Raw genomic sequence first — 11,585 nt, 5'->3', positions numbered from 1 at the left:
GGCGGCCGCCGCCATGCGCTGGCGACGCGGCCCGATGGGAATGGCCACCATGTCCTGTTCCATGCTCTCTTCATAGCGGATGCCCGCGTCGCAACCGGCCTGCACCAGGTCGACGAAGCGGTCCTCGACGATCACCTCCAGCGAGATCTCGGGGTAGGCCGCCAGGAACGCCGGCACGATGCGCGGCAGCACCAGCCGCGACGCGCTCAGCGGCACGTTGAGCCTGAGCCGACCAGCCGGCCGGTCGCGAAAGCCATTGACTACATCGAGCGCCGATTCGATGGCGCCCAAGGCCGGACGCAACTGGTCCAGCAGGCGCTGGCCGGCTTCGGTGGGTACCACGCTGCGCGTGGTACGGTGCAGCAACCTTACCCCCAGGCGCGTCTCGAGCCGCCGTAGCGCTTGGCTCAACTGCGAGGCGCTGTCGCCGCCGTGGCGCGCGGCGCCGCGAAACCCGCCGTGGGTGGCCACCGCCACGAAGGCATTGAGATCTTGCAAGTCGGCCATGTCGGGCACCAGGCTGGGAACAAATGGCCATTGTACGGATTTCGGCACAGGGCGTGCAATTGTGCGCGATTGTAGTACAGGCCGCAGCTGCCTAGACTGGGCCTGTCTACTTCAACCAAGGAAAAACCATGAACCACGCTAGCAACGCCGGCCGATACGCGCTGGGCGACCTGACCGTCAATCGCATGGGCTACGGCGCCATGCAGCTGGCCGGCCCCCATGTGTTCGGTCCACCACGAGACCGCGCGCAGGCGCTGGCGGTGCTGCGGGCCACCGTCGAACTGGGCATCGATCACATCGACACCAGCGACTTCTATGGCCCGCACGTCACCAACGCCTTGATCCGCGAGGCCTTGCACCCGTATCGGGATGACTTGGTGATCGTGACCAAGATCGGCGCCCGGCGCGGCGACGATGGCAGCTGGTTGCCGGCGCAGTCGCCGGCCCTGCTGCAATCGGCGGTGCACGACAACCTGCGCAACCTCGGGCTGGATGCAATCGACGTGGTCAACCTGCGGCTGATGTTCGATGTGGCAGGACCGGTGGAAGGTGATATCGAGCCGCAGATGACTGCGCTGGCCGAACTGCAGCGCCAGGGCCTGGTGCGGCACATCGGCGTGTCCAATGCGACCGCCGCCCAGGTGGCGCAGGCACGCAGCATCGCACCGATCGTGTGCGTGCAGAACCAATACAACCTGGTGCAGCGGGCCGACGACGCACTGATCGCGCAATTGGCCGCCGACGGCATCGCCTACGTGCCGTTCTTTCCGCTGGGCGGGTTTTCGCCGCTGCAATCGTCCACGCTGGCCCAGGTCGCGCAAGAATACGATGCCACGCCGATGCAGACGGCGCTGGCCTGGCTATTGCAGCGCTCGCCCAATATCCTGGTGATTGCCGGCACCTCGTCGGTCGAGCACCTGCGCCAGAACGTGGCAGGCGCCGCGCTGAAACTGTCGCCGCAGTCGGTCGCCGCGCTCGACGGCATCGCCTGAGTCAGTTGCCGGCCGGCGGCGGCCAGGCGCCGCTGGTGATCTTCTCCAGCCAGAACACGCCGATCACGGTCTTGACGTCGGTGATCTGGCCGGTGCGCACCTGTTCGATCAACTCCGACAGCGGTGCCCGGTAGATGTCGAGGAATTCGCCCTCGTCCAGTTGCCGCGGCCCTTCCTTGAGCCCGCGCGCGACATACAGCTCCAGCCTTTCGTCGGCATAGGCGATGGCGTTATGGATGGTGCAGATGTGCTGCCAGTCGGTCGCGGTGTAGCCGGTCTCTTCCAGCAGCTCGCGCTTGGCGCAGGTCAATTCGTCCTCGCCGGGATCGATCTTTCCGGCCGGGAATTCGATGAACACCCGATCCAGCGGATAGCGGAACTGGCGCTCCATCAATACCGTGCCATCGTCGAACAGCGGCAGCACCGTGACCGCGCCAGGGTGCTTGATGTATTCGCGCGTGGCGTGCTTGCCGTCGGGCAGGATCACGGTGTCGCGTTGCACTTTCAGGAAATGTCCGTCGTAGACTTGCTCGGTGTCTTTCCGCGTTTCTCTCAGGTGGGCATCCATGGCGACTCTTCTGTTGGGCAATATGGGAGAGGTGATGAAACAAAGGGCAGCCGGCCCGTGGTGACCGCCTGCCCCTGGACAAGAGATTGTACCGGGTCGCCCCGGTGCGCGTGATCAGTTGTGCTTCTTGCGCAGGTAGCGCAGCACATAACCCGGATAGGCCAGCACCAGGAACACGCAAGCGGTGATGGCATAGAATTCCCACCCCTGCGGAAAGGCATTGCCCTGGCTCGATTCCAGCAGCCGCGCCACGCCACCGACGGCAAAATACAGCACCAGCAGCTCGACCATGCGCAGCCACGTCGGCTTGGTCCACCCGGCCGCACGGCTCAGCGGGACCAGCGCGAACAGTTGCTGGTTGAAGAACGGCAAATTGGCCGCGAGCGCGGCCAACAGGATGATGCAAAGGCTAAACAGCGAGACGTTCATCAAGCCACGACTTTGCTGAGGAAGGTCGCCAGCGTGGTGACGATGGCGTTGGTGCAGGCATCCATCAGGTGCCCTGGCCACAGGCCCAGCAGCAACGCGGCCAGGCCGTTGAGGCTCAGTACCACGCGCACGTCGGGTGCGGCCATGATCTTGCTGGTGTCGACCGGGTCATCGAAGTACATCACCTTGACCAGGCGGATGTAATAGAACGCGCCGATCAGCGAGAACACCACCGCCAGCACCGCCAGCCAGATCTGGCCGGTACCCAGCACCGCCTGCAGCACCGACAGCTTGGCGTAGAAGCCGACCAGCGGCGGCAAGCCAGCCAGCGAGAACATCAGGATCATCATCACGGCGGCAAACCATGGGCTGCGCTGGTTGAGGCCCTTGAAGTCCTCCAGCGTATCGGCTTCGAAACCGGCACGCGACAGCAGGATGATCACGCCGAAGGTGCCCAGCGTGGTCAGCACGTAGGTCACGCCATAGAACAGCGCCGCACTGTAGGCGTTGACGGCCGAGAACAGGTTGCCGTCGACCACGCCGGCCAGCAGGCCCAGCAGCATGAAGCCCATGTGCGAAATGGTCGAGTAGGCCAGCATGCGCTTGAGGTTGCTTTGCGCGATGGCGGTGACATTGCCGAGGATGATCGACAGCACGGCCATGACCATCAGCATCTGCTGCCATTCCACCGCCAGCGGCAGCATGCCTTCGACCAGCAGGCGGAAAGTGATGGCGAAGGTGGCCAGCTTGGGCGCCGCGCCCAGCAGCAGCGTGACCGGCGTGGGTGAACCCTGGTAGACGTCCGGCACCCACATGTGGAACGGCACGGTACCCAGCTTGAAGCCCAGGCCGGCGACCACGAACACGATACCGAATACCAGCACGGTACGGTCCACGGTGCCGGAGACGATGGCGCGGAAGACTTCGTTGAGTTCCAGCGAACCGGTGGCGCCATACAACATCGAGATACCGTACAACAGGAAACCGGAGGCCAGTGCGCCCAGGATGAAATACTTCATGCCGGCTTCGGTGGCGGCGACGTTGTCGCGGCGCAGGGCGACCAGCGCATACAGCGACAGCGACATCAGTTCCAGGCCGAGGTAGATCGACAGGAAGCTGTTACCGGAGATCATCACCATCTGGCCCAGCGTGGCAAACAGGGCCAGCGCATAGAACTCGCCACCGAGCTGGCCGCCCGTGATGCCGCGCACGCTGTTGTACTGGCGTGAATAGACCAGCGTGACGCCGACGCCCAGGTAGGTGAACAGCTTGAGCAGGGCCGACAGCGGGTCCGACACGAACATGTTGTTGAAGGTGTAGACCGTCGCGCCGCTGTTGAGCTCGCCAAGGGTCAGCGCCGCGCAGACCGCCAGCGCCAGCAGCGACAGCAGGTAGGTGATGACGCGCTTGGCTTCCGGCAGGAACATATCGATCAGCAGGATCACGGAGGTCGCGATCAGCAGAAATATTTCCGGATAGACAGGGATCAGATTCATGTTGTTCATTTAGTTACTACCGCTTGTTCGCCGCATGTACGCCGCTTTTCGCATTGGCCTGCCACGATGGGCCCGCCTCAGCTTCGCTTTGCCGGCATTGCCGCACCGGCTTGTCTCGTTGCCGGCGGGGCCTTGCTGCACCCCGCCTTTGCTGCCATACCATCAGGATGGAATCTTCGTCTGCGCCACGTGCTGCAACAGATCGGTCACCGAGGTCTGGATGGTGTCGGTGATGATCGCCGGGTACAGGCCCATGATCATGGTGGCAATGGCCAGCACGCCCAGGATGAAGAATTCACGACCGTTCAGGTCGACCAGCTCTGCCACGTGGTGGTTGGTCACGGCGCCGAAGATGACGCGCTTGGCCAGCCACAGCGAGTAGGCCGCACCCAGGATCAGGGCGGTGGCCGCCAGCAGGCCAATCCAGAAATTGAACTTGACCGCGCCCAGGATCACCATGAATTCGCCGACGAAACCGGAGGTGGCCGGCAGGCCGCAGTTGGCCAGCGAGAACAGGATGAAGAAGAACGCGAAGCGCGGCATCTTGTTGACCACACCACCGTACTGGGCGATGTCGCGGGTATGCATCTGGTCGTACAGCACGCCGATGCACATGAACATCGCGCCCGACACGAAACCGTGCGAGATCATCTGCGCGATGGCGCCCTGCACTGCCATGTCGTTGAACATGAAGAAGCCCAGCGTGACGAAGCCCATGTGGGCGATCGACGAATACGCCACCAGTTTCTTCATGTCCTGCTGCACCAGTGCCACCAGGCCGATGTAGATCACCGCCACCAGCGACAGGAAGATCATGAAGCTCGACAGCGCGTGGCTGGCGTCAGGCAGGATCGGCAGCGAAAAACGCAGGAAACCATAGGCGCCCAGCTTGAGCATGATCGCCGCCAGCACGATGGAACCACCGGTAGGCGCCTGCACGTGGGCGTCCGGCAACCAGGTGTGTACCGGCCACATCGGGACCTTCACCGCAAAGGCGGCCAGGAAGGCGAAGAACAGGATCTTCTGTTCCAGCATCGACAGCGGCAGGGCGTGCCAGGTCGGGATGTCGAACGTACCGCCCGAGACGAAGTACAGGTAGATCAGCGCTACCAGCATCAGCAGCGAGCCGGCCAGCGTGTACAGGAACAGCTTGAACGCCGCGTAGACCCGGTTGTCGCCGCCCCAGACACCGACGATGATGAACATCGGGATCAGGGTCGCTTCGAAGAACACGTAGAACAGCATCGCGTCGAGCGACGAGAACACGCCGATCATGATGCCCGACAGGATCAGAAAGGCGCCCATGTACTGGGCCACGCGCTTCTGGATCACCACCCAGCCGGCCAGCACCACGATCACCGTAATGAACGCCGTCAGCGGCACGAACCACAGCGAGATGCCGTCCAGGCCCAGGAAGTACGAGATGTTGAAGCGATCGATCCAGGGTGTCTTCTCGACGAACTGGTAGCCGTGCGCGGCCGGATCGAAATGCTGGATCAGCGGCAATGTCGCGACCAGGCCGACCAGGGCACCGAACAACGACAGCCAGCGGGCCAGGCCCGGATTGCTGTCGCGTCCGATGGCCAGAACAAGAATGCCGAAGACGATGGGTGTCCAGATCGCCAGGCTCAGGATGGGAAAAGTTGACTGCATCATGGTTGTTATTTACTTGGCGAACGGAAACGGCATGAACCACACCAGGAAGCCCAACACCCCGATGATCATCACGAAGGCATAGTGATAGATGTAACCGGACTGCCACAGGCGCGTGAACTTCGCAAACCAGCCGACTACCTTGGCGCTGCCGTTGACGCCCAGGCCGTCGATGATGGCGCGGTCGCCGATCGACGACAGGCCACCGCCGAGCAGGCGCGCACCGCCGGCAAACACCACTTCGTTGAACTTGTCCATGTAGTACTTGTTGTCCAGGATGGTGTAGATCACGCTGAACTTCTGCTTGAACCAGGCCGGCACGCGTGGGTTGACCATGTAGCAGTAGTAGGCGGTGACGACACCGGCAATGGCCAGCCACAGCGGCGCGGTGGAGAAGGCGTGGAGCACCATGCCGACCGGGCCGTGGAACTCGTGGGCCAGCTCTTCCATGACCTTGTGGTTCTCGCCGAAGAAGATCACGCCCTTGAAGAAGTCGCCGTACAGCATCGGCGAGATCGCGAAGAAACCGACGATCACCGAGGGAATGGCCAGCAGGATCAGCGGCAGCGTCACCACCAGCGGCGACTCGTGCGGCTTCTGCCCGGGCGCCAGGCCGTGGTGGTGCTCGTCATGACCGTGGTCGTCATGGGCGGCATGATCGTCATGGCCGTGCGCATCGTGGGCATGGTCGTCGTGCACGGCATGGGCCGCGGCCGGCGCATGGTGGTCGTCATGCGCGTGCTCCTTGCCGAAGCGCTCCTGGCCATGGAACACCAGGAAGTACATCCGGAACGAGTAGAAGGCGGTGACGAACACGCTGGCCAGCACGGCGAAGTAGGCGAAGCCCGAACCCGCCAGGTGCGATTCGGCAGCCGCTTCGATGATGCTGTCCTTCGAATAGAAACCCGAGAAGAACGGCGTGCCGATCAGCGCCAGCGAACCCAGCAGCGAGGTGATCCAGGTGATCGGCATGTACTTGCGCAGGCCGCCCATGTTGCGCATGTCCTGGTCGTGGTGCATGCCGATGATCACCGAACCGGCGCCCAGGAACAGCAGCGCCTTGAAGAAGGCGTGGGTCATCAGGTGGAACACCGCCACCGAGTAGGCCGAAGCGCCCAGCGCCACGGTCATGTAGCCCAGTTGGGACAGGGTCGAATAGGCCACCACGCGCTTGATATCGGTCTGGATGGTGCCCAGGAAGCCCATGAACAGGGCCGTGATGGCGCCGATCACCAGGATCACCGACAAGGCGGTGTCGGACAGTTCGAACAGCGGCGACATGCGGGTGACCATGAAGATGCCGGCCGTGACCATGGTCGCGGCGTGGATCAGCGCCGAGATCGGGGTCGGGCCTTCCATCGAGTCAGGCAGCCAGACGTGCAGCGGGAACTGGGCCGACTTGCCCATCGCGCCCACGAACAGGCAGATACACGCCACCGTCAGCAGCATCCAGTCCGTACCCGGCAGGGTCAGCTGGGCCAGGTCGGCGCGCTTGGCGAACACTTCGGTGTAGTTCATCGAGCCGGCATAGGCCAGCAGCAGGCCGATACCGAGGATGAAGCCGAAGTCGCCCACGCGGTTGACCAGGAACGCCTTCATGTTGGCCTTGATCGCCGTCGGCCGGGTGTACCAGAAACCGATCAGCAGGTACGACACCAGGCCCACTGCTTCCCAGCCGAAGAACAGCTGCAGGAAGTTGTTGCTCATGACCAGCATCAGCATCGAGAAGGTGAACAGCGAGATGTACGAGAAGAAGCGGTTGTAGCCCTCGTCGTCCTTCATGTAGCCGATCGTGTAGATGTGCACCATCAGCGACACCGAGGTCACCACGCACATCATCAACGCCGTCAGGCTGTCGACCAGGAAGCCGATTTCCAGCTTCAGGCCGGCCACCGTCATCCAGGTGTACAGGGTGCCGTTGTAGGTGGCGCCGTCAAGCACCGCGAACAGGGTCTGCAACGAGATGATGGCAGCGATCAGCACGCCCAGGATGGTCGCTGTATGCGATACCTTGCGTCCGACCACATTGCCGAAGAACCTGGTGCCCAGGAAGCCGGCAATGGCAGAACCCACCAGCGGCGCCAGTGGGACTGCAAGAAGAAGATGTGGGTTAAGTTGCCCCGCCATGATGAACCTTATCGCTTATTGGCTGCCCCGCCCGACCAGCGCGGGGCCTCCCATCTTTAATTGAAATTCAAACCGTACCGCACCGTGAGGGCTGGTCAGCCCTTGAGGCTATCCAGGTCCTCGACGTTGATGGTATCGAGGTTACGGAACAGCACCACCAGGATCGCCAGGCCGATGGCCGACTCGGCCGCCGCTACCGTCAGGATGAAGAACACGAAGATCTGCCCGCCCGCGTCACCCAGGAAATGCGAGAACGCAATGAAGTTCATGTTCACCGCCAGCAGCATCAGTTCGATGGCCATCAGCAGCACGATGATGTTCTTGCGATTGAGAAAGATACCGACGATCGAGATCGCGAACAGGATCGCGCCGAGGATCAGGTAATGAGAGAGCGTAATTGCCATGATGTCTTGTCGCCCTTCTTAAGATTGATTGCCCGAGGCCGGGGTACCGTCGCCGCCGGTGTCGCCAGGCACGCTGGTGGCGCCCGCGTTGCGGGTCGACTCGGCCTTCATGCTGACCAGGCGGATGCGGTCCGCTGCCTTGACCTTGACCGCGTCGGCCGGGTCGAAGTACTTGCTGTCCTTACGCCGGCGCAGCGTCAGCGCCACGGCAGCCACGATGGCCACCAGCAGGATCACGGCGGCGATTTCGAAGGCGTACACGTATTCGGTGAAGATCAGCTTGCCCAGCGGCTTGGTCTGGCCCAGCGTGTCGGAAACGGCCGGTGCCTCGGAAGTCCAGAAGCTGCGCAGCAGCACGGCGGCCATCTCGAGCACGATGATCACGCCGATGGTGGCGGCCAGCGGGAAGTAGCCCCAGAAGCCTTCGCGCATCTTGTCGAGGTTGATGTCGAGCATCATCACCACGAACAGGAACAGCACCATCACCGCCCCGACATAGACCAGCACCAGCACGATGGCCAGGAACTCCGCCTTGAGCAGCATCCAGATGGCGGCCGCCGAGAAGAACGACAGCACCAGGAACAGGGCCGCGTGCACCGGGTTGCGGGCCGTGATGACGCGTACGGCGCCGATCACGAGGATCAGCGAGAACACGTAGAACAAGACAGTTTTGAATTCCATAATCAACCAGAAGTTGGTTTTCTCAGCACCAGGGCCGCCACTGTGGCCGCCCCATCGCGACATTCGCATCCGGCCGGCAGCTCGTGCCGGCCACCCGCCGCATCAGCGGTAGGCCGCATCGGCGGCGCGCGCCTCTGCGATGTCCTTCTCGTAACGGTCACCCACGGCCAGCAGCATCTCCTTGGTGTAGTACAGGTCACCGCGCTTTTCGCCGTGATACTCGAGGATGTGGGTCTCGACGATCGAATCGACCGGGCAGGATTCTTCGCAGAAACCGCAGAAGATGCACTTGGTCAGGTCGATGTCGTAGCGCGTGGTGCGGCGCGAACCGTCGTCACGCTGCTCGGACTCGATGGTGATCGCCATGGCCGGGCACACTGCTTCGCACAGCTTGCAGGCGATGCAACGCTCTTCGCCGTTCGGGTAGCGACGCAACGCGTGCAGGCCGCGAAAACGCGGCGACATCGGCGTCTTCTCTTCGGGGAACTGCACCGTGATCTTGCGCTTGAACAGGTAGCGGCCAGTCAGGGCCAGGCCCTTGAACAGCTCCCGAAGCATCAGGCTGCCGAAAAAATCCTTAATAGCTTCCATGTTTAGCCTCAGCCCTCAATCTTATTTCCAGATATTCCAAGGCGACTGAATCCAGATCGCCACGACCACCAGCCACACCAGGGTCAGCGGAATGAAAACCTTCCAGCCGAGGCGCATGATCTGGTCATAGCGGTAGCGCGGGAAAGAAGCGCGAACCCAGACGTACACCGACAGGAAGAAGAATGTTTTTGCGCCCAGCCAGATCCAGCCCGGGATGAAATCGAGCGCCGAGATCGGTGCCGACCAGCCGCCGAAGAACAGCAGCGCGGTCAGGATCGAGATCAGGATCATGCTGGCGTATTCGGCCAGGAAGAACATCGCGAACGACATGCCCGAATATTCGATCATGTGGCCGGCGACGATTTCGGATTCGCCTTCCACCACGTCGAACGGGTGACGGTTGGTCTCGGCGATGCCCGACACGAAATAGATCACGAACACCGGCAGCAGCGGCAGCCAGTTCCAGGACAGGAAGTTCAGGCCCATGTCGTGGAAGGTACCCTTGGTCTGGGTCAGCACGATGTCGGTCATGTTCAGGCTGCCGGTGACCATCAACACCACCACCAGGCAGAAGCCCATCGAGATTTCGTACGACACCATCTGTGCCGATGCACGCATGGCACCCAGGAACGCGTACTTCGAGTTGGAGGCCCAGCCGGCGATGATGACGCCGTAGACTTCCAGCGACGTGATGGCCATCAGGTACAGCAGGCCGGCATTGACGTTGGCCAGCACGTGTTCAGGCGAGAACGGCACCACCGCCCAGGCGGCCAGCGCCGGCATGATGGTCATCACCGGGGCCAGGTAGAACAGGAACTTGTTGGCCTTGGCCGGCGTGTTGACTTCCTTGAAGATCAGCTTGACGGCATCGGCGATCGGTTGCAGCAGGCCGGCCGGACCGACGCGATTGGGACCCAGGCGCACGTGCATCCAACCGATCAGCTTGCGTTCCCAGTAAGTCATGTAGGCCACGCAGACCAGCAGCGGCACCATCACCACCAGGATCTTGACCAATGTCCACACGAAGGTGAACAGGCTCGGGCCCAGCAATGCCGGACCGGCCGAGTTGATTTGGGCGATCAGCTGATCCATTACGCTTTCTCCACTACGATTGCGCCGAACATGCCGCCCAGCGCCGCGGTCGAGGCGTGGCTGGCAGCGACCCGTACCACGTTCTCGGGCAGCTTCTTGTCGATACCGGCGGTCAGTTGCACACTGCCCTGCCCTTGCCTGACGGTCACGCGCTCACCGGCGAGCACACCCAGCTTTTCGGCCAGGCCGGCCGGCAGCCATGCCTTGGGCGCCTGGCCATCGGCGGTTTGCTGCAGCGGTGGCGAACGACGTGCCACCGGGTCGGCCGAGTAGATCGGCACGTCGGCCACGCGTTCGAGCGCACCGGCGGCCACCGACGCAGCTGCCTGCGGTTGCAGCGTGGCGATGTTGTTCAGGCTGGCCGACAGGTCGGTCTGCTTGCCCAGCAGTTCGTCACGGATGGACTCGGAGGTCTCGTAGTCGAAGTTCGGCAGTTCCAGCAGGTTGCCCAGTACGCGCAGCACCTTCCAGCCCGGACGTGCATCGCCCTGTGGCTTGACGGTACCGTTGAAGCTCTGGGCGCGGCCTTCGGCGTTGACGAAGGTACCCGAGGTTTCGGTAAACGGCGCGATCGGCAGCAACACGTCGGCATAGTCGGCGCCGTGCTTGAAGGCCGACATCACCACCACCATCTCGGCCTGCTGGAGTGCGGCGGCGGCGGCTTGCGGGTTGTAGCTATCGAGTTCGGGTTCGGCGTTCAACAGCAGGTAAGCCTTGCGCGGCTGGGCGAACGCGGCCAATGCGTTGGCGCCACGGCCGGCGGTCGGCACGGCGTTGGCCAGGTAGCCGCCGACGGCGTTGCCGCCCTCGACCAGCACACCGAGCTTGGCGCCGGTCTGTTCGGCAATCCATTGCGCCGCCGCGTGCAGTTGCGAGGCCTGCGGATGCTGCAGGGCGGTGTTGCCCAGGAACACGCCACGGGACCCGCCTGCCAGCAGGGTCGCGGCAGTGGCACGTGCCACGTCGGAGGCTACCACGCCGGCGAACGCGGCCGGTGCAGCCACGCCCTTCGATTCGGCCACCGCCACGGCCACTTCGGCCAACG

The 11,585-nt window shown here is 63.0% G+C and carries 12 protein-coding genes; 1 reads left to right on the top strand and 11 read right to left on the bottom strand.

Going from position 1 to position 11,585, the window contains the following annotated elements:
- The coding region (locus PMI40_RS11750; protein ID WP_008115458.1) for a LysR family transcriptional regulator at nucleotides 1-507 on the bottom strand (507 nt) is incomplete at its 3' end.
- A gap of 128 nt (nucleotides 508-635) precedes the next feature.
- Between PMI40_RS11750 and PMI40_RS11745 the strand changes: the two genes are divergently transcribed.
- The gene (locus tag PMI40_RS11745) at nucleotides 636-1,499 is read left to right on the top strand and encodes an aldo/keto reductase family oxidoreductase (protein WP_008115456.1); all 864 of its coding nucleotides are present in this window, start codon (nucleotides 636-638) and stop codon (nucleotides 1,497-1,499) included.
- Nucleotide 1,500: 1 nt separating this feature from the next.
- On the opposite strand, the gene PMI40_RS11740 is transcribed toward PMI40_RS11745, so the two are convergent.
- The 10 genes from PMI40_RS11740 to PMI40_RS11695 form a co-directional block, all read right to left on the bottom strand.
- On the bottom strand, nucleotides 1,501-2,067 hold the full coding sequence (locus PMI40_RS11740; protein WP_008115453.1) for an NUDIX domain-containing protein: 567 nt from the start codon (nucleotides 2,065-2,067) through the stop codon (nucleotides 1,501-1,503).
- A gap of 114 nt (nucleotides 2,068-2,181) precedes the next feature.
- Entirely contained in the window at nucleotides 2,182-2,496 is a 315-nt protein-coding gene (locus PMI40_RS11735; RefSeq protein ID WP_008115451.1) for a DUF2818 family protein, read from the bottom strand.
- A complete protein-coding gene (gene nuoN, locus PMI40_RS11730; RefSeq protein ID WP_008115450.1) occupies nucleotides 2,496-4,001 on the bottom strand; it encodes an NADH-quinone oxidoreductase subunit NuoN in 1,506 nt (501 codons plus the stop codon). Before nuoN ends, PMI40_RS11735 begins: the two co-directional genes overlap by 1 nt.
- Nucleotides 4,002-4,154: 153 nt before the next feature.
- Nucleotides 4,155-5,648, bottom strand: a complete 1,494-nt coding sequence (locus tag PMI40_RS11725; protein ID WP_008115449.1) for an NADH-quinone oxidoreductase subunit M — start codon at nucleotides 5,646-5,648, stop codon at nucleotides 4,155-4,157.
- 9 nt (nucleotides 5,649-5,657) lie between these two features.
- Entirely contained in the window at nucleotides 5,658-7,772 is a 2,115-nt protein-coding gene (gene nuoL, locus PMI40_RS11720) for an NADH-quinone oxidoreductase subunit L (RefSeq protein WP_008115448.1), read from the bottom strand.
- Between the two features lie 95 nt (nucleotides 7,773-7,867).
- Nucleotides 7,868-8,176: an NADH-quinone oxidoreductase subunit NuoK gene (gene nuoK / locus PMI40_RS11715; RefSeq protein ID WP_008115447.1), complete on the bottom strand. Its 309-nt coding sequence runs from the start codon at nucleotides 8,174-8,176 to the stop codon at nucleotides 7,868-7,870.
- 18 nt (nucleotides 8,177-8,194) lie between these two features.
- Nucleotides 8,195-8,857 carry an NADH-quinone oxidoreductase subunit J gene (locus PMI40_RS11710; RefSeq protein WP_008115446.1) on the bottom strand — a complete coding sequence of 221 codons (663 nt, stop codon included), beginning with the start codon at nucleotides 8,855-8,857 and terminating at the stop codon, nucleotides 8,195-8,197.
- Nucleotides 8,858-8,959: 102 nt separating this feature from the next.
- Entirely contained in the window at nucleotides 8,960-9,448 is a 489-nt protein-coding gene (nuoI, locus tag PMI40_RS11705) for an NADH-quinone oxidoreductase subunit NuoI (RefSeq protein WP_008115445.1), read from the bottom strand.
- Between the two features lie 21 nt (nucleotides 9,449-9,469).
- On the bottom strand, nucleotides 9,470-10,540 hold the full coding sequence (nuoH, locus tag PMI40_RS11700; RefSeq protein WP_008115444.1) for an NADH-quinone oxidoreductase subunit NuoH: 1,071 nt from the start codon (nucleotides 10,538-10,540) through the stop codon (nucleotides 9,470-9,472).
- On the bottom strand, nucleotides 10,540-11,585 hold a 1,046-nt coding region (locus tag PMI40_RS11695; protein WP_040501942.1), incomplete at its 5' end, for a molybdopterin-dependent oxidoreductase. The genes PMI40_RS11695 and nuoH, both read right to left, overlap by 1 nt.

It is taken from the genome of Herbaspirillum sp. YR522 (assembly GCF_000282575.1).
Lineage (GTDB): Bacteria > Pseudomonadota > Gammaproteobacteria > Burkholderiales > Burkholderiaceae_D > Herbaspirillum.
Note: the sequence above shows the minus strand (reverse complement) of the source record. Positions and strands in the feature narration are given on the sequence as shown.

Excerpts from the sequence above, each read along its gene's own strand:
- nuoK (WP_008115447.1), bottom strand. The coding sequence starts at position 8,176 with ATGGCAATTACGCTCTCTCATTACCTGATCCTCGGCGCGATCCTGTTC.
- PMI40_RS11710 (WP_008115446.1), bottom strand. The coding sequence starts at position 8,857 with ATGGAATTCAAAACTGTCTTGTTCTACGTGTTCTCGCTGATCCTCGTG.
- PMI40_RS11725 (WP_008115449.1), bottom strand. The coding sequence starts at position 5,648 with ATGATGCAGTCAACTTTTCCCATCCTGAGCCTGGCGATCTGGACACCC.
- nuoI (WP_008115445.1), bottom strand. The coding sequence starts at position 9,448 with ATGGAAGCTATTAAGGATTTTTTCGGCAGCCTGATGCTTCGGGAGCTG.
- nuoL (WP_008115448.1), bottom strand. The coding sequence starts at position 7,772 with ATGGCGGGGCAACTTAACCCACATCTTCTTCTTGCAGTCCCACTGGCG.
- nuoN (WP_008115450.1), bottom strand. The coding sequence starts at position 4,001 with ATGAACAACATGAATCTGATCCCTGTCTATCCGGAAATATTTCTGCTG.
- PMI40_RS11745 (WP_008115456.1), top strand. The coding sequence starts at position 636 with ATGAACCACGCTAGCAACGCCGGCCGATACGCGCTGGGCGACCTGACC.
- PMI40_RS11735 (WP_008115451.1), bottom strand. The coding sequence starts at position 2,496 with ATGAACGTCTCGCTGTTTAGCCTTTGCATCATCCTGTTGGCCGCGCTC.
- PMI40_RS11740 (WP_008115453.1), bottom strand. The coding sequence starts at position 2,067 with ATGGATGCCCACCTGAGAGAAACGCGGAAAGACACCGAGCAAGTCTAC.
- nuoH (WP_008115444.1), bottom strand. The coding sequence starts at position 10,540 with ATGGATCAGCTGATCGCCCAAATCAACTCGGCCGGTCCGGCATTGCTG.